We start from the raw sequence: 22,245 nt of genomic DNA on the forward strand, positions 1-22,245 counted from the left end.
CTTCATCCCAGCACACATTGTCTTCGCGTTCCACTCATCTGGTCAGGTGGCGTAGAGGTGCCGCAAACGGCGGTGCGGGCTTGCGGCTGCTGCATGCGTGCGTTCGACGGCGTCCATCACCACAGCGGCCAGGCTCTGGCTTGCAACCATCGCTTCGCGTTGTTTGTGGGCGCCGTTACCGGAGGCCAGGATGTGGGCGAGTCCCGCAGTAACCTGGTCCTCGTCTCCGAAACTGGCGAGGACTGGCCGGATATGCGCCAGGAGGTCCTGCACGGCTTCTGTCGCAGGGCACGGAGAATTCCGCAAGGGGTGCAGGAGGTTGCCTTCGACGCCGGCTTCACTGGCCATCCAGCCAGCCAGCCGCAGGTGTGCGGCCGGCAGGCGGGGCGCGGGCATTCCGGCCCGCCATTCCTGGGCCGCCCGTTCCACCAGTGCCCTCGCGACAGCCGCGAGGACCGTGGCGTGCTCGGCCTCCATGCAGACATCGGCGATGCGCACCTCAACGGTTGGGTGGTTGCGGGACAGCCGAGCGTCAAAGTACACCATGCCCTCGTCCAGCAGCACACCGGTCGCCAGCAACTCCTGCACGTGACGGCGGTATTCCTGTAAGGATCCGAACTGTTCGCAAGGTCCCGCCGTCGGCCATCTGCTCCACGCCTGGTAGCGGAAGCTCGCGTAACCGCTGTTGGTTCCCTGCCAGAACGGGGAGTTCGCACTCAGCGCCAGCAGCACAGGCAACCAGACGCGGATCCGGTCCAGAACCGCAACGCCTTCCTCCCCTGAGGTGACGTGGACGTGAACATGCAGGCCGCAGGTCAGCTGTTCCCGGAAGGTCAGGTGGAACCTGGCCGCCATGTTCAGGTAGCGCCGTTCGGGGACCAGCGTCGGGGTGGCCGCCAGGGGACTGGTTGCCAATGCCGCGGCCCTGGCGCCAACTGCCCGGGCGGCTGTATCGGCCATGGCCCGGCCCTGCCGGATGGCCTGCGCCATTTGCTGGTAGGTGGAACAAACGGGGCCAACAACCTCAATCTGCTCCTGTTTGACCTCCAAAGCCAGGACTGGCCCCTGGCCGGTCCTTGGATTCTTTGGAGCGTGCCGCAGGGCCTGTTCGGCCACCGGCACCGGTTGCCCGGTGTCGGGATCTACGAGCAGGAATTCCTCCTCAACGCCGAAAGTTCGTTGAGGCCCGCCGGCGGGTGGAATGCCGGGCTGATCTGTTAAAGATTTCAATGCAGTTCCAATGAGGATGGCATCCGAACCGTCGACACGTGGTTCACATGACGGTGGAACAACCGGCCCTCCTGCACGAGCCCTCACCAGCCGCTCCCAGTAAGCAGGCCGCTGATTCCTCAAGATTACGCGCGTGGACAGTTCCCCGGAAGAGAACGGGGCGAAACCCACCGCACGTTGGGGATGAGCTGAACCGATGAGTCATGCGCCGGCCCGTCGTTGATGAAGAAGCCTCTCCAGGAGATAGGCAGTCTGATCCGCGGATTGCCTGATGCGCATGAGGTAGGCTGCCGCGAGCCGGGGCAGGGCAACCTCGGGGTCGTCGTCGCGGGCAGCCGAACGCAGGGAATGCTCCACATCAAGCGCAAGGCCGGCGAGGTTTTCCGCACCCACCATCTGGCTGGAGGTCTTGAGACTGAGGACTGCGTTCCTGGCGCCGACAAGATCGGCGGTGGTGAGAGCCAGGCGGAGCTTTTCCGTCCTGGCGGGCAGGTGGGCCACGAAGTCCTGGACAAAGACACTCCAGACGCCTTCGTCGTCGTCCAGCTCGGCACGCAACCTGTCCAGAACTGAACTGTCCAGGAGTGGCAGGGTATGGCCCTCGTACTGCGTCATCGCTGTCGTCCCGGCACGGAAATCATCACGCGGGCAAGGACGTCATGGGGGCCAATGACTCTTTGCGGAACCACGCTGTACCGCCGCCTCCGTCATTGACCCCGGTCTGATGGTGCGTTTTCCGCACTCCGGGTTTAGTCCCCATAAGCCTGCCCCTGACAGCCGAACCACTGAAGCGAGTGTCGTCGCAGACACTTTTTTAGGACGTTACGGGGCAGGGGGAGGAAGCACACGAGTAGTGGGTACTCACTTTTTTAGAAGTAGACACTTCAGGCGCTTCAGCCGGTACAAACAACCTGCACAGCATGGGGAGGGGCTCTGCTTGGCGGTGCCGGCTTCTCGACACCGCCAAGCCCTGAGACTCTGTTTCCCCCAACAAAGGCCTTGGCATTACTGGTCCCAGTCCCAGCTGCAACTTTGTTGCGCTTCAAGCCTTCCACGGAATACTTTGCCGTCCTTGCCTCAAGGACCCCGGCAGATAGGGGCAAGAGTTCCTCAAGGTTCCCGCAATCTTCGCCGAAATTTCTGCTGCCCATCGGCGCGGAACAGCCCCAAGTAGCGGACCATCCCCTGGCTAGGTGTTGGCGCCCTGGGCCGACCTGATCTGGGCCTGCTGCCTGTCCAGGACTTTCTGTCCGTGACGGGTCAGGCCGCGGGGTTTATAGACAGACAGGACACTTGTGACCAGCAGCGCCAGTATCGCCGCGCCGGCATCGGCGACGAGCTGGATCCTCATCTCGTTGATGTCCGAGGCGCCAAGGTCTGTGGCCAGGGCCATTCGGCCATCGCGGTGACCGGTTGCAGGTGCACCAGCAGCAGGGCCGTGGCCAGGGCGGTGATGATGAGTTTGAACAGGATCCAGTAGTGCCGGAACAGTCTCCAGACGGTGCCAAGGCCTTCGACGATTCCGGAGCTCAGGGAGGCCAGGCTTAAGGGGAAGAGGATCGCCCAGCCAACCAGGTTCATGGCCACATACACGGCGCGGACAAGCTGCGCATCGGCGGACCTTAGGCCTGTGATGGTCAGGACCAGGAACGCGGCGATGGCGCCGAGCCATCCTACCGAGGAGATGATGTGGACGGTCGGGGGCGCCTTGCGTAATGCCGGGGGGCATGACTTTCATGGCGTGTGGTTTATGACCGTTCCGCCGCTGAGGTGTATGACCGCAAAGGCCACCACCAGCACAGCAGCAGCGACCAGAAATCCCTTCACCCACAGCGGTGTCTTCTGCCGCGGGGTCTCCTGGCGGTCAGGGGGACGTGGTCAGGGTTGGAGCCGTGGTTCGTCATCGTGATCCTTCGCTTGATTTTGTAAAACAATATGTATTGAAAGCGCCCAGGGGTTGGGCAGGTTCGAGCCGGGGCCAGGGTGTCCGGAAGCATAGAACACGCCCGGGTCAGCTGCTGCCGTGAAGCCCATCAAGTCGTTGGTGTCACCGATCTTGGTGCCGGGGGACTTGGTGAGGTCGAACAGGCCGTCATGGGTAGCAAGCAGGACCTGATCGGTTTCGCGGTGTACGCTCAGGCCGTGGACGTGGGGAGCTGGGCAGGCCGGCCGCGGCAGCAGTAGATGCGGTGCTGGTTGTTGTGCCGGAGGCACAGGCGGACAGGGGCAGCAGGAGGGCGGCGGCCGCGGTGACTCCAGCGGCGGGACGGCGTCGCTTTATAAGGTGCAGGGGCACGGGAACTCCAGGGTGGCCCGGGAAATGGGTTTGGGGGAGGCACCGGCCCGGGGGGAGGGCCGGTGCCGGGTGACATGCTGGCTAGAGGTTGGCCAGGAGGTCCTTCATTTCCTGGATTTCGGCTTCCTGGTCGCTGACAATGTCCTTGCTGAGCTGGACCGCGTCAGCGTTCTTTCCGTCGGTGGTTTCGGTCCTGGCCATCATCACCGCGCCTTCATGGTGGGTGATCATCTGGGTCAGGAACAGTTTTGCTGCCTCGGTGCCCTGTGCGGCCTCGAGTTTGGCCATGTCCTCCTCGCGCATCATCCCGGACATGCTGTGCCCGGAAGGCATGGTGGCGGGCATCGTGGTGGGTTGTCCCCAGCTTTCAAGCCAGCCGGTCATCTTCTCGATTTCCGGTCCCTGCGCGGCCTTGATCTTGGTGGCCAGGTCCGTCACGGCGGTGGGAATGCCTTCCTTTTTGAGCATGGTCTCGCTCATCGTCACGGCCTGCGTGTGGTGCGGGATCATCATCTGCGCGAACATGGCGTCCGCGTCGTTGAACTCAGCCGAAGCTGCCGCCGAGGTTGCCGACGCTGAACCCGAGGGCATCGTCGAGCCGCTGTGGTTCATGCCGGGCATGCTGCTGGTCGCCGGACTTCCGGCTTCTGTGCCGGCGGCGCAGCCGGCGAGGGCGATTGTTGCTGCGATCGCGGCAGCGGTAATGGTCAGGGTCTTCTTCATCATGAAAAATCAGGGTCCTCAAAATTATCAGCGGCGTGTAGCGCCTTTTTGGATTGCATGCAGTGACGGCCCCCGAGCGGGGGCGGCTTGTTTTTCTGCGTGCCGAGGTAGCTCGAAGCTGCGCCGGGCAGGACACGGCGCGTCGTGCCGGTTTACGTCCGGCTGATACAGAGGTCACCGGGAGAGGGGCTGGCCGGTGAGTAGGAATAGTGGGTACTGGCTGCAGCTGCCGCACCGAAGACCGGCAAGGCATCGGGTGCTGTTCCCGGCGCAGGGGCCGAAAGCGAGGTGTTTCCGGGGGACAGCACGCACGCATTGCCCCCGGCAGACATCTCGTGGCAGGAGCCTGCAGGGGCACAGGAAGACGAACCAGCCGCTGCTTGGGCAACTACCGCCCCATCCGTGGACGCCCCCGGTGGATGGGAGTGGCCGGCGGGAAGGCTTTCCAGGTGCACGGTTGACTGGGCCGCTGGTGCCGACATGGGGAGCACCCCGGTCATGATGTGCATGCCGAAGATCCCGGCAATGATCGCCAGGGCCGCCGTCAGGAAGCCTGCACGCAGGAAGAACGCGCTGAAGGGACCAAAAGATGGTAAGCTCACAACATTTTCCTCCCTTCCGTGCAGGTTGTACAGATCCTTAAGCCTACCGGCAGGGGTACTCCTGCCCGGTCACAGCTTCTTGTCTAACGTGGAGGTGGACATCAGCACGGCACCGGCTGCCGGGGACAGCACGACCTCGGCGAAGGCCAGGACACCGGCTGCCAGGGGGACAGCGAGGACACCGGGGAATGACTGGGACTCCTGTCCCCGTCGGAGCTTGGAGCTATTGAAGTCTCATGGACGTGTCGCAGGTTTTCCTCCACATTCATGGGTATCTCCCAAAGCATGATTAATTGCTCAGTGCTCCGTTGCACGAACCCTGGATCCGCCTTCGTTTTCGGCAAAGGCAGGATCAAACCGGTTGAATTCTTCCTGATGCCCACTGAGGCAAGGGCGTTGTCCAAACTTATCGACTCAGCGAACAGCGACGGTGACTAAGGGGTCTAGAACCTTCCGGTGGTCACAAGCGCCGCGCAAACGCCTTATTTCAACCCTTGACGCGCATTCGTCCGATCGAGCCCCAGATACAACCCAATCTGATGCCGCTCCAACCATTCCACCGCTCGTACCGAAGCCAGGGAATCCCTCGTATGGGAGAAAACGGGATTGCACCGGCGGCAATACTTTGGCTGTTCTGGTGCGGCAGGTGTTTCATATCTGAATCACCTGCCCGGATTAGTCGTTCCCGGCTGTTCTCTGTTTGGTTCGTTGTGCTCTGTCAGCGGCGGCCGGCATGGCCGGGCCCGAGGATGAATCCGCTTTTGGGTAGGGCGGGCATGCTGGAGAGGTTGAAGCTGAGGTCCTGTGCGGGTACCTGCAGGGCGGGTGTGTCCGCAAGGGCGCGGATGGCGCGTTTGATCAGTTCCACCGTGATGTCTTCCCCTGGGCACCGGTGGCCTGTTTCCTTGTCGCCTGCCCCTTGTGGGATCAGGGTGTTGGGGTTGGGCTGCCAGGTGCGGAAGCGTGCGGGGTCGAAGCTTTCCGGGTTTGGCCAGGTTCGTGGGTCGTGGTTAGTTCCGTACAGGTCAAGGAGGACCCAGTCCCCGGGCTTGAAGGTGTGCCCGGCCCATTCCAGGTCCGCGGTGGCGGTGCCGCCGACGAAGGGGAAGAACGGGTAGTAGCGGCGCACTTCCTGGGCGAAACAGTGCAGGTCGTCCTCGTCCCCGTTGGCGAGTTTGTTTTTCCATTCGGGGTGCTGGGTGAGGGCGAGGGCGGCGAAGACGATGAAGTTGCTGACGGCCACTACCGGGCGGAGCAGGTTCAGCAGTTCCACCGCGGCGGTGTCGGGGGGCAGTTCCTTGCCGGTGTTGTCGCGGTGGAAGGCGATGGCCTCCACCGGGGTTGCCGGTGCCTTGACCGGCGAGGCCAAGCGGGCCGCAAGGATGGCGTTCGCGGCCCACTTCTCCGTGGAACGGCGCCGCCAGCGGGCGTACCAGTTCACCGGCCCGAACGAGCCGGCCTGATCGATCATCAGGCCCAGTTCCCTGCTGCGTCTGCGGATCGTGGGCGGGTCTGCGGGAAGACCGGCCCACCGGCAGGCGGCCGCGGTAAGGATCCGGCGGATTTCAATGTGAAGGTTGAACCGCCGCCCGGACGGCAGCCCGTGATCCGGGTCGTGCCATTCAGCGTCGAAATAGTCCGCCAGGCGTTCGGCCGATCCGCGGCTGCCCAGGTCCAGGAAGAGTTGCTTGCGGCGGTGGTGCGCGTCCCCTTCAAGAGTCTGGACGCTGCCGGCGTCCTGCAGCAGGTGCTTGACCGACCGCGGGAGAGCCCCTGTACGGCTGAACTTGCCTCCGCCGTAGAAGAATTCCGCCGCCGCTGCTCCCCTGATGCAGACGACGGGGCGGAGCATCAGGCGGGTCTGAATGAGGTCTGTGCCGGCTTCGTCGCAGCGGGCGGAGATGAAGGTGTAGCCCTCGCGCAGCAGGGCCAGCGAGCTGTCAGGCAATCGTGCAGTCACTCATGTCTCCCCGTTGTGCAGGCCAGGCCGTGTTTTCCTGAGTCTAGGCCAGCGGCTTCCGGGCAGGAAGCCCTTGTCCCTTGGTTGGCGTTTCGGGGCATTGTTCTTTTCGCGCCGGTACCCGGACGGAGCCGGCATCGTCCGCGTACGATACAAACACACGCTGACCAGTCCGTTTGGTGGAAAGGGAAGATCAATGAGCTATGACCTTGTTGTCCTCGGAGGCGGCAGCGCCGGCTACGCGGCAGCTCTGCGCGGTGCCAGGTTGGGGATGAAGGTGGCCCTTGTTGAGGGCGACAAGCTTGGCGGCACGTGCCTGCACCGCGGGTGTATCCCCACTAAGGCTTTGCTTCATTCCGCGGAGGTGGCCGACGCAATCCGTGGCAGCAAGTCGGTCGGGGTGGCCGGCACCTTTGAAGGTGTTGAGATGTCCGGTGTGAACGCGTTCAAAGAACGTGTGGTCTCCCGCCTGTACAAGGGTCTTCAGGGGCTGGTTGCCTCCAGCGGCGTCGAACTTGTTAGCGGCTGGGGCAGGCTTGTTGAGTCGGATACCGTCGAGGTGGGCGGCACGCGTTACCGGGGCAACAACATTGTCCTGGCCTCCGGTTCCTACCCCAGGTCCCTCCCCGGGCTGGACATCGGCGGGCGGGTCATCACGTCCGAGCATGCCCTGGAGCTGGACTTCGTGCCCAAAAGCGCCATCATTCTCGGCGGGGGAGTGATTGGGGTGGAATTTGCCTCGGTGTGGAGCTCCTTCGGGGCGAAGGTCACCATCATTGAGGCGCTGCCCCGGCTGGTGCCCGGCGAAGAGGAGATCGTGTCCAAGGGGCTCGAACGCGCCTTCCGGGCCCGCAATATCGCCTATCACACGAACACCATGTTCGCCGGCGTGACGCAGAACGAGGATGGCGTCACTGTCACTACCCGGGACGGCAAGACGCTCGAAGCTGACCTGCTGCTCGTAGCAGTAGGCCGCGGCCCGGCGACGGCGAATCTCGGGTACGAGGAAAATGGCATCCCCATGGAGCGGGGGTTCGTCCTGACTAACGACCGCTTGCACACCGGCGTGGGCAACATCTACGCCATTGGGGACATTGTCCCCGGGCTTCAGCTGGCCCACCGCGGTTTCCAGCATGGCATCTTCGTTGCCGAGGAAATCGCCGGACTGAAGCCGGCGCCCATCGTGGAATCCGGGATCCCGCGCGTGACCTATTCCGAACCGCAAATCGGGTCCGTGGGCCTGACCGAGGCCCAGGCCCGGGAGCAATTCGGCACAGATGGAGTCGAAACCACCGAATACAACCTGGCCGGGAACGCCAAGAGCCAGATGCTTGAAACCGCGGGATTTATCAAAATGGTCCGGCAAAAGGACGGGCCCATCGTCGGTGTGCACATGATCGGTGCCCGGGTCAGTGAACTGATTGGCGAGGGCCAGCTCATGGTCAACTGGGACGCCTACCCCGAAGACGTCGCCCGCCTCATTCACGCCCACCCCACCCAGAACGACGCGATCGGTGAAGCTGCCCTGGCCCTGGCCGGAAAACCCCTGCACACCCACGATTGACCCGGCAGGAAGGAACGGGGGGCGGCCGCTGCGCCACCACGCGCAGTGGCTCCGATAAACACTCGTCGGTTCCCGGCAGGCAGCACCATGGCACCTTCCCGGGGCAGGTGGCAAAGCGCATTCCGCGGGAGGCACCCCGCCGGGCCACGGATACGTCCAAGCGGGCCGCTTTGCCTCGTCCCCCCGGGGGAAAGCACTGAAGAGACGGGCTATGGCGGGCTTTTAGGTGGTTTCCTTCTCGGTCCGGCCGGACTTGGTGGCTACTCCGAGCAGGTAGTCCCCGCCCACGCGGGTAGCCCAGCGGTCGCCCACCTGAAGGCCGTGGCGGGGCAGTTCGGCGAGGAATTCCCCGGCGGTGAACCGGTCCTTGCCGGGGTGATCGAAAAGCCGCCGGTAGGACGGGCGGGCGAGTGCGGCGGCGGTGACCTCGTCGAAGAAGAAACGCCCGCCCGGGGTGAGTACACGGGCGACCTCGGCCAGCGCCCCGCGCCAGTCAGGGATGTGGTGGATGATGGCGAAATCGAACACTGCGTCGTAACTTGCATCAGTGCCGCCGCCGAACGTGGAGAAAGCCGCCCTCAGATCCGTCGCACTGCCCTGGGCCAGCCGGACCCGGCCGCTATAGCGCTGCAGCCGCCTGTCAGCGCGGGTGATCATTGCCGGGTCAAGGTCGACCGCGTCGACGCCGGCGGCGCCGAACTTATCGAGGATCAGCTTGGTACCGTAGCCGGAGCCGCAGCCTATCTCCGCAACCCGCGCTCCTGGCGTACGTCCGCCCAGCCGGGTCAGCAGGTGCACCTCGTAATGCTGCAACCACCGCCGAGGCGGCGAGGTCACCAGCGCAGTTTCGATCCTGTTCATCAACATAAACCCGGTACCCCTCGTTCAAGTACTTGCAATCTCGGTCACCATATCAGTACTGAACGCGCTATCATCGCGTTATGTCGATGATGACTGGGGTGGAGAGGGACAGGCTCACCCGCCGCGGCCTGACTTTGGCCTGGTTCATTGTGGTGTGGGACCTCATTGAGGGTGCCGTCGCGATCACCGCAGGGCTAATAGCCAACTCCACCGCGCTAATCGGATTCGGCATCGACTCCGCGATCGAGGTCTTCGCCGCCTCGGTGGTGATCTGGCAACTGCGCGCCGGTAGCGCCTCACGTCTGCGACCGGCCCTGCGAATGATCGCCCTCACGTTTTACGCACTCGCCGCCTACGTCGTGTTCGAGGCCGTGCGGGACCTGATCACCCAGGACAAGGCAGGGGAATCACTGGTCGGCATCATGCTCAACGTTGCCGCGCTGATCGTTATGGTCCCGGTTGCCTTGGCCCAGCGCCGCACCGGGCAGGCACTGGGAAACCCTGTGCTGGTGGCGCAATCAACCGAAACCTGGATGTCGAACTACCTGTCCATTTCCCTTCTCGCCGGACTGGGACTGAACACTGTCCTCGGGTGGTGGTGGGCCGACCCGGTTGCCGCCCTCGTCGTCGCGGGGTTCGCCGCGTGGTCCGGCCATGAGGCATGGAAAGAAGCCGGCGAGCACCACGCTGAACATCCCGGTGGGTCGTGATGAACGTTCTTGGGCTGATGCTGGACGCGCGCCGCGTGCACAAACAGGGTGAGGAAATTCTGCTGCGCAGACAAAGGGACCGGCTCGCCGGCATCGTCACGTACGCGCGCAACCATTCTGCCTACTACCGCGAGCTTTATCACGTGTTGCCCGAGCGGGTGAGCGACGCTGCCCTGCTGCCGGTCGTCACCAAGAAAACGCTGATGGCGCGGTTCGACGACTGGGTGACCGATCCCAACATCAGCCTCGCCCAGGTCCAGTCGTTCGTCGATGACCCTGCCCGGGTCGGCGAGAAGTTTCTCGGTCAATACACAGCGCTGACAACATCGGGCACCACCGGAACCCGCGGTCTGTTCCTGCTTGACCAGCACTCCCTGGCCGTGACCACCGCGCTGAGCACACGGATGCTTGGTGCATGGCTCGCTCCGGCAGACTTCCTAAGGATCGCCGCGCACGGCGGGCGTATCGCCATGGTCAATGCAACCGGCGGACACTTCGCCTCAGCGGTGGCCGCGGCCGGGTTGCGTAAAAACAGGTTCCGCCGGCGCCTCATCGGCGTGTTGCCTGTCCAGCTGCCATTGCCGGAGCTGGTGACCCGGCTCAACATCTTCCGGCCGGCCATTCTTGCCTCCTATGCAGGCACCGGCGCGCTGCTTGCAAGCGAGCAGCAGGCAGGACGGCTGCGCATCGACCCCATTCTGGTCGTCCTGGCCGCCGAAGGCCTGCCGGTAACCGAGTATGACCGTATTGCCGTCGCGTTCGGAGCCACTGTCCGGCAAAGCTACGCCGCCACCGAATGTCCGTTCCTCACCTACAGCTGCCGTGAGAACTGGCTGCACGTGAACAGCGATTGGGTACTCCTCGAACCCGTCGACACCCACCACCAGCCAGTCCCGCCCGGCCAGCAATCCCACACCACCTTGCTGACAAACCTGGCCAACCGCGTACAGCCGATCCTGCGGTACGACCTCGGCGATTCTGTGCTGGTCCGGGCTGATCCTTGCCCCTGCGGGGACCCGCTGCCGGCCATCCGCGTCCACGGCCGCACGGCGGACCTGCTGACCTTCCCCGCCCAGGACGGGGAACCCGTTAGCATTACCCCACTCACTATCAGCAGTCTGCTTGACCATGTCCCGGGGATCGAGCTGTTCCAAGTGGTGCAAGCATCCCCCACCGAACTCCGGCTCCGCCTGCACATGAAGGCTGGCGCCGATGCCGAACACATTTGGCAAGCCGCACGCACCGAGATCGGGAAGCTGCTCATCGGCCACCACCTCGCCCACGTCACCCTCGCTCGAGCAGACGAATTGCCGCTGCAGACACCAGGGGGAAAGTACCGCACAGTCATCCCCTATACCGCATCGCCTCCCGATGCGGGGCCAAAGCCTGGAACATAAGGATTCTCCCCGCCCGGAGATGATCCTCCAAAGCAGGCCCGATGGTGACGTGCCGCATCCTGGACGGGTTGCGTGGGAGGGCTTCGTTTGGAGGTTACGTCCGGCGGCAAGCAATCGGATCGCGCGTCTGGGATAGGGCAGTGAAGACGACGACGTTGCTGACGGCGGCGACCGGCCCGAGCAGTTCAGCAGTTCCACCGTGGCGGAGTCGAGGAAGTTCCTTGCCGATGGTTTTCCGGTGGAAGGCGACGGCCTTCCGTGTGGATGGTTTATTCGGTGACGAAAACAGGCACGCCGACCGCTGCTGAGACTGCCGCGTCCTGGTATTGGTCCGGGACGTCGATGGCGAACTCCATTGGTTCCGCCGGAGTGCCGGAGTTCGGTTCTTCGGTTGCCAGGTGGTGGTCGAAGCGTGCTGTGCCGAGCAGGCTGCCCTTGTCATCATAGAAACCGGCCAGAACCTGAAGGTCCAGAAGTTCGCTCGTGGTGCCGGTTACCCTGACGGTTCCGCTGACGGCGGAACCGTTGAAGGCCAATCCTTCCAGTACGAACCTGTCATCGAATGGTCCGGGGACCTGCAGTGCCTTACCTTTGCCCGGCCCTGGGGCGTGCAATGCCGGCAGGTCCGGCTCGCCGGCTGGAGCCGGGAGACCCTGGAATGAAGTTTTGGCCGCCGCTGATGCCGGACCCTGGCCGGTAGTGACCGGCGCGGAGGGCTGCTGCTTTGTCGTGACAAGGAAGCCTGTCAACGCCAAAGCCGTGATGAGCAGCGCGGCGGGGACAATGATTCGGCGTCGGTGCATGGTCGTACTTTCCGTTTCAAGGGGTCCGGGAAATCTTCCCGGACCCCTTGGATGTACTGGTCAGGTTAGCGCAGGACGCGCAGGGCGTTGCCGACGATGTCGAACAGGTCCGTGTTGTCCACGCTGCCCTGGAGCTTTTCAGATCCTGAACCGTAGGCGTAGACGGGAACGTCGGCGCCCGTGTGGTTGCCGGAGAGGTAGGCCAGCCACAGGCTGGCTTCCTTGGAGCCGTCCTTGACATCGGCCGGGTCATTAGGGGTGCGGAAGGTGGCCGGACCGAAGTTGCGCGGGTCGGACGCTCCGGCGCCGTTGATGATGCCGGTGGAGCGGGCCGGGTCCTTGGTGCTTCCACTGGGCCGTGAAGGGGTGGAGTTGTTGGCGGTGTTCCCGCTGTCGACGTTGCCCGGAGGTGCTGCTGCTTCGGGGTTGGTGAAGGAGCCCTTCTCGATGATGTTCATGCCTGCAGTTTCGTGGTCGGCTGTCACGATCACCAGGGTGTTGCCGTCCTTTTTAGCGAAGTCCAGGGCGGCGGCCACCGCATCATCAAAGGCCTTGACCTCCTCGAGGGCCTGGGCTGCATCGTTGGCGTGGGAGCGCTTATCGATCAGGGCCCCTTCGACCTGGAGGTAGAAACCGTTGCCGTTGGCGCCCTTTTTGCTCTCCAGCAGTTCAATGGCCTTTTTGGTCATTTCCGGCAGGGAAGGTTCCTGTGCCTGGGGTGCGGAGGGGTTGTCCTGCTTGGCCTTTTCCACGGTGAGGTTGCCCTTGTTGAACAGGCCGAAGACCTTGTCCCCGGAGGCTGCGTTCAGATCGGTGCGGGTTGCAGGAATCTGGCTTGCCGCCGACCCCAGGACCGAGTAGCCCTGTTCTTTCAAGGCGGTTTCGTCAGCGGCGTCAAAGCGTCCCAGTCCGCCGCCGAAAATGACGTCGGCGGTGCCGTTGCGTGCGATCTGGTCAGCGACCGGGGTGACCCTGACGTCACTGGTCGGCAGCGCCTCGCCGGTCACGGCCGTGTCCTGGCATGCCGAGGCGGAATAGACCGGGCCCTGGCAGCCGCGGGCCAGGACGTGGCTCATCTGACCCGCCGGGGTCGCATCGGTGATTTCGGAGGTCGAGACGTTCCCGGTGCGGTACCCGGCCTGTTTGGCCAGTTCCATCGCGGTCGGCACCACCGTGCCCTTGGCGTCCACGCCCAGGGCGGCGTTGTAGGTCTTCACCCCCGAGGCCCAGGCGGTGGCGGCGGAAGCGGAGTCGGTGACCAGGTTGGGCTTAAAGTCCGGTTCGCCGGGCTGGCCGGACTTCTTCTCCACCGCATAGGTGCTGACGTAGCCCTGTGCCGGGAGGGTCTCCATGGCCAGCTTGCCTTCGGCTCCGTAGAAGCGTTCCCGGGCGGCGGTGACGTGGGTGCGGCCCAGGCCGTCACCGAGCAGGTAGATAACATTCTTGGTCCGGCCGTTATTGCCGTCCGGGGCAGCCATGGCAGGCCCGGCAGGCCCGGCCAGCGCCGTGACGGCCACGGCAGCGGCCACAAGGGCGCCGGCGGAGCCAAACAGGGGAAGAGTGCGTCGCATCGGGTGTCTCCAAAGGGGTACGAATCGGTGGTCGGCGTTCGATGACGCCACACAGATCCTAGGGACCGCCCGCGACACCCAGGCTGTCTCTGGTCGTCCTGCAGATGCCGTAACGGTAAACAGTCAGTAAACAGGCTCCCCCAGGCCAAGCCAGCCTGCCGGCCCTGATTGCCGGCGGGGGGAACCGGCTTCAGGGCACAGGTTTGAACTCCCTGCCCCGTCACGCTTCAGCTCCGGGGCGCGGGGCCTGTCCGCAGGCGGCCGAGGCGGGGCAGGAAGCGGCCGGTCCGGGAGGCATAACCGGTATAGGCGGCGCCGTGCACGCGGCGCAGGTAAGGTTCTTCCACCAGGCGTACCTGGATCTGGATTCCGGTGAGTGACAGGACCAGGCCCACGACCGCGACGGCGTTGGGCACCATCAGTGCCAGCCCCAAAAACGCCGCGGCCGCGGAGGTGAAGACGGGGTTGCGCACCAGCCAGTACGGGCCGGTGGTCACCAGCGCGGTGCGTTCAGTCTCGTCGACCCCGATCCGCCATGAGGCTCCAAGCGACATTTGGGCGCCGAACGTCACAAGAACGCCACATACCGCGACGGCCAAGGCGGCGACGCCATCACCCGTCACTCCCGGTCGGCCCGTGCTTTGCAGTCCTGGACCCAAGGTAGCCAGGTGTGGTGGGGCATGCAGCCACGGGGAGCAACCGTTGCCCGGAAGGCGCTCTGGGGTCCGTGCCTGCCGCGGACTTGTCCCAGTGCCTTCTCAGGGCTCGCTAAGCGCGGTGCTGATCAGGGCTTTGAGGGTACTTTTCTCGGCCAGACCCAGGACCCGGGCGGCGACTTTGCCGTCCTTGTCCAGGACGAGGGTTGTTGGCACCGCCCGTGGGGGCACGTGGTCGGCCAGGGCCAGGAGAATTTCGCCGTCTGAGTCGTTGAAGCTGGGGTAGGTAGTGCCGAACGTGCGTTCGAACGCTGCGGCGGTCGCGGCGGTGTCACGGACGTTGATGCCGTAAAACCGGACGCCGTCGTTCTTGAATTCCTGATGCAGGGCTTCCAGATCCGGTGCTTCCTTGCGGCACGGCGCGCAGGCGGCATACCAGACGTTCAAGACCGTGACGTTGCCCTGCCACTGGGCAGAATCCACCGTTGTGCCGTCGTAAAGCACACCGGTCATCGCCACCGCGGCAGTGCGGGTTCCGGGGGCGTATTCGGAAACGGACCCGTCCCCGGCGATGTAGTTTTTGTTGTCCCCGGCCTTGGCCTGGTCTGCCAGGGTATCGGGGGCGGAACAGCCGGCCAGCAGCAGCGCCGCGGACGCTGCACCCAGCAGCAGGGCGCGCCGCCCCGGCAGGGGAGGAACAGGTACGGGTTGGTGATTGGTCATCTTTGACTTCTTCCGTCAGACGGGGGTGGTGATCGTGGCGGCGAGATTCTGCAGCTGGTAGATCCAGAGCATCCAGATCCCTGAGACCATCAGGATGCCGACCAGGACCAGCAGGGAACCGCCGATGATGTTGAAGGCGCGGATGTGCCGGCGGATGAACCCCAGGGTTTTCGTAACCCAGTTCAGGCCCACGGCGACCAGGACGAAGGGGATCCCGAGTCCCAGGCAGTACAGGAATCCCAGCAGCGCCCCGCGCCACGGATCCCCGGTGGTGGTGCTCAGCGCCAGGACCGCGCTCAGCGTCGGACCCATGCAGGGGGTCCAGCCGAGGCCGAACACGACCCCCAGCACGGGGGCTCCGGCGGCGCCTGCCCGGGGCCTGAACGAAAGCTTTCGGGTGGTTTGCAGGAAGGAAAAGCCACCGACCAGCACCAGTCCCATGAACACCACGAAGACGCCCAGGACCCGGATCAGCATGTCCTGCCACTGCAGCAGCCACCCTCCGATCACACCGAACGCTGCCCCGTACAGAGTAAAGACAGCGGCGAAACCAAGGATGAATAACCCGACGCCGGTGAGGAGCCGCCGCCTGTTGTCCGGCCGGGTGGGATCAGTCAATCCCGAGACGTAGCCCAGGTACCCGGGCACCAGCGGCAGAATGCATGGGGAGATGAAGGAGACTGTGCCGGCAGTGACTGCCAGCGGCATAGCAACCAGCAGCGCCCCGGACTGCACCATCTCGGCGAAATACCCGCCAATGCTCAACGCTGTTTCCTCGATTCATGCCAGAAGAAGGTATGTGGCCGCGCCACAGCGGCAACCACCTGCACCCTCCAGAGCTGAAGTAAGACGCAGGTACCCTGCTTTGCTTGCCGCCTCAACGTTACGGGAAGAGCGGAGTAACATCAAAGATGTGCGTTATCATCGTTTCATGACGATTCATGAGGTGATTGGGAATGAGGGTTGGCGGGACCTGGCTCCCGCGGCCGCTCTGTTTCATTCCCTGAGCGACGAGACCCGTTTGGGCATGGTGAAGCGGATGGCCGGGGGAGAGATTCGGGTGGGGGACCTGGCCGGGGAGCTGGGCCTTGCCCAGTCCACCGTGTCCGCCCATATGGCGTGCCTGCGCGATTGCGGCCTGGTCGAAGGCCGCGCACAGGGCCGCAGCGTCTATTACTCACTGACCCGTCCGGAATTGATGGACATGCTTGCCCAGGCCGAAGTCCTGCTTGCCGCAACCGGCAACGCGGTCAGCCTGTGCCCAAACTATGGCGCCGGAAGCACCGGCGCCGGACTGACAAAAATGGAACTGACGAAGGAGAACACCCGATGAGCGACGCCTGCGGCTGCAGCGACGACAAGCCCGAAACCGCGGCGGAAGAGGCCGAGGAAGCGGTCGGGTTCTGGCAGATCAACGAGATCCGGGCCGCCGCGATCTCGGGTGTAATGCTCCTGACCGCCTGGATCCTGTCCCTGACCGGGGGACCGGAGTGGCTGCGCCTGGTCCTGGAAATCGGGGCGCTGCTGGTCGCGGCCTGGACGTTTGTCCCCTCCACCCTGCGGCGCCTGGCCAAGGGCAAGATCGGCGTCGGGACCCTGATGACGATCGCCGCCGCCGGCGCCGTCGCCCTGGGCGAGTACGAGGAAGCGGCGATGCTCGCCTTCCTCTACTCAATCTCCGAGGGGTTGGAGGAATACTCGCTGGCCAAAACCCGGCGCGGCCTGCGTGCCCTGCTGGACCTGGTCCCGGCGGAAGCAACAGTCCTGCGCGGCGGGGCGGAGATCACCGTTGACCCGGCCGAGCTCGTTCCCGGGGACCGGATGATCGTCCGCCCGGGCGAACGGCTGGCCACCGACGGCCGGATTATCACCGGCCGCACCTCGCTGGACACCTCAGCGCTGACCGGCGAATCCGTGCCCGTTGAGGCCGGTCCCGGCAGCGATGTCTACGCCGGGGCCATCAACGGCACCGGGCCGCTGGAAGTCGAAGTCACCAGCACCGCGGAGAACAACTCCCTGGCCCGCATCGTGCACAGACCCTGGAAAAAATTGAACACTGGCTCGTCCCGGCCGTCTTCATCGGGCTGGGCCTGACCATCCTCATCGGATCCGGATCCCTGCAACGCCTCATCAGCCTCTGGCTCTGACGCTGTCCCGGCAGCTTCTGCCTGCCCGGCGCCCGGGACTGCGGCAACAGCCAGCCGGCCCGCAGCCCGGAGCCCAGGGCTTGGAAAGGGCGAAGGCGCAGAGGATCAGGGGAGGGGCACGAATTCGGCGGGAAGGCCAGGGAAGAACGATCAAAAAGCGGAACAGCCCACAGCGGCAGAAAGCAGCATTATGACCGCCCATCAAACCAAACCCGGCCCGTCCAAGACCTCCATCCCTGTGGCCGAACCCGCCCTCGGGGTCAAGGGCATGCTGCGCTGGGTGTGGCGTCAACTGACCAGCATGCGCACGGCACTGTTGTTGTTGCTGTTACTGGCGGTGGCTGCCGTTCCCGGTTCCCTGTTTCCGCAGCGGCCGGTTAACGCCGCGGCCGTCACCCGGTATCTGAAGGACAACCCGGACACCGGTAAGTTCCTGGACAGTCTGCAGATGTTCGATGTGTACGCTTCGGCATGGTTCTCCGCGATCTACCTGCTGCTGTTCATCTCCCTGATCGGCTGCGTCGTTCCCCGGGCACGGGCGCACTACAAGGCCATGCGCTCCCGCCCTCCGCGAACGCCGCGCCGGCTGTCCAGGCTGCCGGAATACGAAAGGATGGCGGTCCCCGCCTCGGCCGGCGTCTCCGCCCGCCAAGCCATCACCGATGCTGCGGCAGTCCTGAAAAAGCGCGGCTACCGGGTTGACGTGCGGGACACCGACGGCGCCATGCCCTCAGTCGGCGCCGAACGCGGTTTCCTGAAGGAAGCCGGGAATCTGGTCTTCCACCTCTCCCTGATCGGGGTCCTTGTCTGCGTGGGCATCGGCGGGCTGTTCGGCTACCGGGGACAAAAGATCCTGATCGAGGGCGAGACGTTCGTCAACACCCTTGTTGGCTATGACGCCTTCACGCCCGGCACCAATTTTGACCCGGCAACGCTGGACCCCTTCGCCGTCACCTTGGACCAGTTTGATGTGCGCTTCGACAGGGAATCCACCAGACAATTCGGCCAACCCATCAACTTCACCGCTGCCCTCACCACCAAAGAGGAACCCGGAGCCGAGGGCCGGCAGCAGATCCTTAAAGTCAACGAACCGGTGTACTTCGGAGAAACCGGAATCTTCCTGGTCGGCAACGGCTACGCACCCATCGTGACCGTCAAGGACGGCAACGGCCAGACCGCCTTCAGCGGACCAGTCGTGTCCGTGCCCAGCGACGGCGTCTTCACCTCCTCCGTCACGATCAAAGTCCCGGACGCGGGCCCGGACCAGCTCGGATTTGTCGGCTTCTTCCTCCCCTCGGCCATCAAAAACGACCAGGGCGTCTCCTACAGCTTCGACCCCGATCCGCTCAACCCCGAGCTGAACCTGCACTCCTACTACGGCGACCTTGGCCTCGACACCGGCCAGCCGCAGAACGTGTACGTGCTCGACGTGAAGAACCTGACCCAGCTCAACGGCCGGGACCTGCCCGGCGGCGGCATCACCCTTGGCCCCGGCGCGACCTACACCCTGCCCGAGGGCAAGGGCAGCATCAGCTTCGACGGGCTCAAACGCTACATCGGTGTCGACATCAGGGCCACACCCGGACAGGGCGGCGTCCTGGCGTTCTCCCTCCTGGCCGTCGCCGGGCTCGTAGCCTCGCTCTACATCAGCCGCCGCCGTGTCTGGGTGCGGACCGGCACCCACCCGGATGGACGCACCATGGTCGAGTACGGCCTGCTGGCCCGCGGTGAAGACCACCGCCTGGCCGGGGAAACAGCAGCCCTGCGCGAACTCTTCACCAAGCAATGGCACCTCCCGGCCACCTCCCACGCCCCTGACACCGCCCCTGCCGAAACCGCTAAGGACCGCTAATGCCCGTCATCAACCAAACCCTCGGCCAGTACAGCGAACTGTTCATGCTGCTCGCCGCCGGAACCTACACCGTGGCGTTCATCGCCTTCGCCTGGGACCTGGCCAAAAGCAGCAAAACCCTGCACGCCGTGGACAGAAAAGCCGCAGAAATAGCCGCCGCCGCGGCAAAGGTCCCCGTAGCCATTGGAGCCGCGGGCGTGTCGTCGAATGCAACGGCGCCCGATGACGGCCGCCCGGCTGATGCAGCCGCCCGCCCGTCGTCGTCGAATGCCGCAGTGGGCGGCACTGCCGACGGCGACATGCGCTACGCGGTGAAACAGCGCGTTCCTGCCCGTGTTGCTGTGGCCCTGACCGTCCTGGGCGCGGTGATCCACGGCGCGGGCGTGATCACCCGAGCCTTCGGTGCGGGACGCGTGCCGTGGGGCAACATGTACGAATTCCTCACCACCGGCGCCTTCGCTGTCATCGCGGTGTTCCTGCTGGTCCTGCTCCGCCGCGACCTGCGCTTCCTCGGCACGTTCGTCACCGGCCTGGTCATCATCATGCTCGTCGCCGCCTCCGTAGCCTACTGGACCCCCGTCGGGCACCTGGTTCCGGCACTGCAGAGCTACTGGCTGATCATCCACGTCTCCATCGCCGTGCTCTCCTCGGCCCTGTTCACCCTCACATTCGCGATGTCAGCCCTGCAGCTCGTCCAGGCGCGCCGCGAAAAAACGCTGGCTTCCAGCGGACCGGACAAGCCTGCCTTCATGCGCCTGGTCCCATCAGCGTTGAGCCTGGAGAACCTCTCCTACCGATTCAACGCCATCGGCTTCCTCGGCTGGACCTTCACACTCATCTTCGGCGCGATCTGGGCCGAAAAAGCCTGGGGACGATTCTGGGGCTGGGACACCAAAGAAGTCTGGACCTTCGTGATCTGGGTGGTCTACGCCGGCTACCTCCACGCCCGCGCAACCCGCGGCTGGACCGGCACCCGCGCCGCCTGGCTCTCAATCGTGGGCTACCTCTGCGTGGTCTTCAACTTCACCATCGTGAACCAGTTCTTCAACGGACTGCACTCATACTCAGGGCTCTGATCACAGCACCCAGGCCATCTTCATAATGTGGGCCCTTCACCGCATTCGTCGACGCGGCGGTCCCCGGGCTGCTCATCGCCCAAGGCATGGGCCGCTGGGGCAACTGGTTCAATGATGAACTCTACGGAGGCCCGACAAATCTTCCCTGGAAACTTCAGATCCACGCCATGAACCCTGCCACCGGCCAAGTACTGCTTACACCGGAAGGCATACCGGAGGTTCTTGGCTACTTCCAGCCGACTTTCCTATACGAATCCCTCTGGTGTCTGGCCGCGGCATCGCTTCTCATTGTCCTGGACCGCAGGTTCTCACTGGGTGCAGGGGCTGTCTTCGCCCTGTACATCGTCTTCTACACCGCGGGACGGTTTGGCTTTGAGCTCATGCGTTCGGATTACGCCAACACGATGCTGGGTCTCAGAATGAATACTTGGGTAGCTGGACTGTTCCTGGTATCGGGGCTGGCCCTGTTCCAGACTCTCAGAGCCAGACCCCGCCCGGCCGGGGATGCGTCGGTAACTTCAGAAGTCGAGACACTGCCGGTGCCGTAGCCGGCCTGCCTGGCCAACTCCATCAAGGTTGGCACCACGGCGCCTTTGGCATCCACCCCGAGGGCAGCGTTGCAGGTTGGTCTCAGGACCAAAATAATCAGTCTCTACCACCACGCCGCGGATAGGGCCGTCCTCGGCGATCCGGATCTGTTCGGGCCGCAACATCAGCTGGACCCGGCCCTGCACCGGGGGCCGGCGGACAGGAATGCCGCCGAGGGAGCACGTGGCCAGGGAACCTTCCATCCAGGCGTCCAGGATCATGGCGTCGCCCAGGAATTCGGCGGTTGCGCGGTCGGCGGGCCGGGTGTACACCACAAACGGGTTGCCGATCTGCGCGAGCTTTCCGCCGCGCATCACGGCGACCTGGTCCGCGAAGGAAGGGCCTCGGCCTGGTCGTGCGTTACCAGGATGGTGGTAACACCCGCTTGGTTCAGGACCTTGGCCACTGCCCTGCGGGTTGCTACGCGGAGTCCGGCATCGAGTGCGGAAAACGGTTCGTCCAGGAGCATCAGTTCCGGTTCACGTGCCGGGGCACGGGCCAGGGCCACACGGGAAAAGAGCGCGATCAGCACCGCCAGGACGGACACTGCTGAAACGCCGAAAGGCGGGCGGGGGCTGCTGCCCCGGCCCGCCGTCGTCGTGCTTCCTCGAGGGGGAGCCGATAGATCGGGAGTCACGAAATTAGAGGAGTCCTGCCTTGGTCATCAGCTCGGTGACCTTTTCGGAGTTCAGCTTCGCGGGGTCCACGGTGGGGGCCTGCAGGTCCGCGACCGGAACGAGCTTCTCGTTGGCAGGGACATCGGAGGCGATGGCGTACTCGAAGGAAGTGCCGTCCTTCAGGACTTCCTGGCCCTTCCTGCCGGTGATGAACTTCAGGAATGCCTGCGCTGCAGCCTCATTCTTGGAGTTCTCGCCGGTCTTGGCCTGGTCGCCGTAGTAGTAGTAGATCAGCGCAGCGTCCACTTCGCCGGCGTTGACTGCCTTCATGTCGGTGCTGTTGCCCTTGTAGGCCTTGAAGTTCTCCTTCATGCCCGCCAGCCACTCTTCGGTGGCAGCCTCGCCCTTGAGCTCAAGCAGCGCGGAGACGATGGCCTGGAAGTCGGCGCCGGACGGCGATGCCGGTCCACTTGCCGGTGGAGGGCCGGAATTCTTCGGGCACCTGCTGGGTGGCGGCTGTGTCCACGTCAGCGAAAAGATCCGCGTTCTCAACCTGCGTCATCGCCGGGGAGTTCTCGGTGAGGAAGACGTCGGCCGGGGATGCCGCGCCTTCCTGGACTGCTTCGGCGGAGGTAGAGGCGGAGGGCGAACCGGTGGAAGCGGGCGTGGCGGTGCCGGCGCGCGCCGACAGGCTGAGTGCGGCGCTGGCGGCGAGTGCGATGCCGGCCAGTGCGCTGTTGCGAATCTTCATTGAGGCACTGCTTTCTCGGGAAGATTTAGGGCCTGCTGGAGTTCGTTGAGGACTCAGCGCGGCGCCTCGAGGTCCAGCCGCCGGAATCCTAGGATTCCGCATCCCCCCGCCGCTAGTA

At 64.4% G+C, this 22,245-nt stretch carries 20 protein-coding genes and 4 pseudogenes; 9 read left to right on the plus strand and 15 right to left on the minus strand.

The window, feature by feature from the left end; all coding sequences use genetic code 11:
- Positions 1-42 precede the first annotated feature (42 nt).
- The 6 genes from M8J71_RS11880 to M8J71_RS11905 all read right to left on the minus strand — a co-directional run bounded on the left by M8J71_RS11880 (position 43) and on the right by M8J71_RS11905 (position 6,811).
- Positions 43-1,230 (minus strand): glutamate--cysteine ligase, encoded by a 1,188-nt coding sequence (locus M8J71_RS11880; protein WP_256248115.1) that lies wholly within the window; start codon positions 1,228-1,230, stop codon positions 43-45.
- A 201-nt stretch (positions 1,231-1,431) separates the two neighbouring features.
- Positions 1,432-1,845: an Hpt domain-containing protein gene (locus M8J71_RS11885; RefSeq protein WP_256248116.1), complete on the minus strand. Its 414-nt coding sequence runs from the start codon at positions 1,843-1,845 to the stop codon at positions 1,432-1,434.
- A gap of 574 nt (positions 1,846-2,419) precedes the next feature.
- The gene (locus M8J71_RS11890; RefSeq protein ID WP_256248117.1) at positions 2,420-2,623 is read right to left on the minus strand and encodes a hypothetical protein; all 204 of its coding nucleotides are present in this window, start codon (positions 2,621-2,623) and stop codon (positions 2,420-2,422) included.
- A gap of 984 nt (positions 2,624-3,607) precedes the next feature.
- Positions 3,608-4,249, minus strand: a complete 642-nt coding sequence (locus M8J71_RS11895) for a DUF305 domain-containing protein (RefSeq protein ID WP_256248982.1) — start codon at positions 4,247-4,249, stop codon at positions 3,608-3,610.
- Positions 4,250-4,401: 152 nt separating this feature from the next.
- Positions 4,402-4,851, minus strand: coding sequence for a hypothetical protein (locus M8J71_RS11900; protein WP_256248118.1), 450 nt, complete (start codon positions 4,849-4,851; stop codon positions 4,402-4,404).
- Between the two features lie 718 nt (positions 4,852-5,569).
- A complete protein-coding gene (locus M8J71_RS11905) occupies positions 5,570-6,811 on the minus strand; it encodes a cytochrome P450 (RefSeq protein WP_256248119.1) in 1,242 nt (413 codons plus the stop codon).
- Positions 6,812-7,007: 196 nt separating this feature from the next.
- On the opposite strand from M8J71_RS11905, the gene lpdA reads away from it, so the two are divergent.
- The gene (gene lpdA, locus M8J71_RS11910; protein ID WP_256248120.1) at positions 7,008-8,375 is read left to right on the plus strand and encodes a dihydrolipoyl dehydrogenase; all 1,368 of its coding nucleotides are present in this window, start codon (positions 7,008-7,010) and stop codon (positions 8,373-8,375) included.
- Between the two features lie 222 nt (positions 8,376-8,597).
- Here the strand turns inward: lpdA and M8J71_RS11915 are convergent, their stop codons facing one another.
- A complete protein-coding gene (locus M8J71_RS11915; protein WP_256248121.1) occupies positions 8,598-9,242 on the minus strand; it encodes a class I SAM-dependent methyltransferase in 645 nt (214 codons plus the stop codon).
- A gap of 74 nt (positions 9,243-9,316) precedes the next feature.
- On the opposite strand from M8J71_RS11915, the gene M8J71_RS11920 reads away from it, so the two are divergent.
- Together M8J71_RS11920 and M8J71_RS11925 are read left to right on the plus strand one after the other, a co-directional pair.
- The gene (locus M8J71_RS11920) at positions 9,317-9,946 is read left to right on the plus strand and encodes a cation diffusion facilitator family transporter (protein ID WP_256248122.1); all 630 of its coding nucleotides are present in this window, start codon (positions 9,317-9,319) and stop codon (positions 9,944-9,946) included.
- A complete protein-coding gene (locus M8J71_RS11925) occupies positions 9,946-11,343 on the plus strand; it encodes a phenylacetate--CoA ligase family protein (RefSeq protein WP_256248983.1) in 1,398 nt (465 codons plus the stop codon). Before M8J71_RS11920 ends, M8J71_RS11925 begins: the two co-directional genes overlap by 1 nt.
- A gap of 269 nt (positions 11,344-11,612) precedes the next feature.
- Here M8J71_RS11925 and M8J71_RS11930 read toward each other — a convergent pair whose 3' ends face one another.
- From M8J71_RS11930 to M8J71_RS11950, 5 genes are all read right to left on the minus strand, one after another.
- Positions 11,613-12,146 (minus strand): hypothetical protein, encoded by a 534-nt coding sequence (locus M8J71_RS11930; RefSeq protein WP_256248123.1) that lies wholly within the window; start codon positions 12,144-12,146, stop codon positions 11,613-11,615.
- A gap of 65 nt (positions 12,147-12,211) precedes the next feature.
- Positions 12,212-13,717 (minus strand): alkaline phosphatase, encoded by a 1,506-nt coding sequence (locus M8J71_RS11935; protein WP_256248124.1) that lies wholly within the window; start codon positions 13,715-13,717, stop codon positions 12,212-12,214.
- A gap of 227 nt (positions 13,718-13,944) precedes the next feature.
- Complete coding sequence (locus M8J71_RS11940) at positions 13,945-14,340, minus strand: methyltransferase family protein (protein WP_256248125.1); 396 nt, start codon at positions 14,338-14,340, stop codon at positions 13,945-13,947.
- 135 nt (positions 14,341-14,475) lie between these two features.
- A complete protein-coding gene (locus tag M8J71_RS11945; protein ID WP_256248126.1) occupies positions 14,476-15,096 on the minus strand; it encodes a TlpA family protein disulfide reductase in 621 nt (206 codons plus the stop codon).
- 15 nt (positions 15,097-15,111) lie between these two features.
- A complete protein-coding gene (locus tag M8J71_RS11950) occupies positions 15,112-15,861 on the minus strand; it encodes a cytochrome c biogenesis CcdA family protein (RefSeq protein ID WP_256248127.1) in 750 nt (249 codons plus the stop codon).
- Between the two features lie 166 nt (positions 15,862-16,027).
- Between M8J71_RS11950 and M8J71_RS11955 the strand changes: the two genes are divergently transcribed.
- From M8J71_RS11955 to M8J71_RS11975, 6 genes and pseudogenes are all read left to right on the plus strand, one after another.
- Positions 16,028-16,429, plus strand: a complete 402-nt coding sequence (locus tag M8J71_RS11955) for an ArsR/SmtB family transcription factor (protein WP_256248128.1) — start codon at positions 16,028-16,030, stop codon at positions 16,427-16,429.
- A pseudogene (locus M8J71_RS11960) lies at positions 16,426-17,130 on the plus strand (P-type ATPase); the annotation flags it as partial. The gene M8J71_RS11955 and the pseudogene M8J71_RS11960, both read left to right, overlap by 4 nt.
- 14 nt (positions 17,131-17,144) lie before the next feature.
- Positions 17,145-17,243 (plus strand): hypothetical protein, encoded by a 99-nt coding sequence (locus M8J71_RS23640; RefSeq protein ID WP_374114861.1) that lies wholly within the window; start codon positions 17,145-17,147, stop codon positions 17,241-17,243.
- Between the two features lie 190 nt (positions 17,244-17,433).
- Complete coding sequence (resB, locus tag M8J71_RS11965; protein ID WP_256248129.1) at positions 17,434-19,095, plus strand: cytochrome c biogenesis protein ResB; 1,662 nt, start codon at positions 17,434-17,436, stop codon at positions 19,093-19,095.
- Complete coding sequence (gene ccsB / locus M8J71_RS11970; protein WP_256248130.1) at positions 19,095-20,171, plus strand: c-type cytochrome biogenesis protein CcsB; 1,077 nt, start codon at positions 19,095-19,097, stop codon at positions 20,169-20,171. The genes resB and ccsB overlap by 1 nt, the downstream gene beginning before the upstream one ends.
- Before the next feature lie 44 nt (positions 20,172-20,215).
- A pseudogene (locus tag M8J71_RS11975) lies at positions 20,216-20,629 on the plus strand (prolipoprotein diacylglyceryl transferase family protein); the annotation flags it as partial.
- On the opposite strand, the gene M8J71_RS23645 reads toward M8J71_RS11975, so the two are convergent.
- From M8J71_RS23645 to M8J71_RS11985, 3 genes and pseudogenes are all read right to left on the minus strand, one after another.
- Positions 20,563-20,742 carry an alkaline phosphatase gene (locus M8J71_RS23645; protein ID WP_374114842.1) on the minus strand — a complete coding sequence of 60 codons (180 nt, stop codon included), beginning with the start codon at positions 20,740-20,742 and terminating at the stop codon, positions 20,563-20,565. The pseudogene M8J71_RS11975 and the gene M8J71_RS23645 sit on opposite strands and share 67 nt — an antisense overlap.
- Positions 20,743-20,788: 46 nt before the next feature.
- Positions 20,789-21,270: pseudogene (locus M8J71_RS11980) on the minus strand (TOBE domain-containing protein); the annotation flags it as partial.
- Positions 21,271-21,400: 130 nt separating this feature from the next.
- Positions 21,401-22,127 (minus strand): annotated as a pseudogene (locus M8J71_RS11985) (iron ABC transporter substrate-binding protein).
- Positions 22,128-22,245 lie beyond the last annotated feature (118 nt).

The organism is Pseudarthrobacter sp. R1 (assembly GCF_024494415.1).
GTDB lineage: Bacteria > Actinomycetota > Actinomycetes > Actinomycetales > Micrococcaceae > Arthrobacter.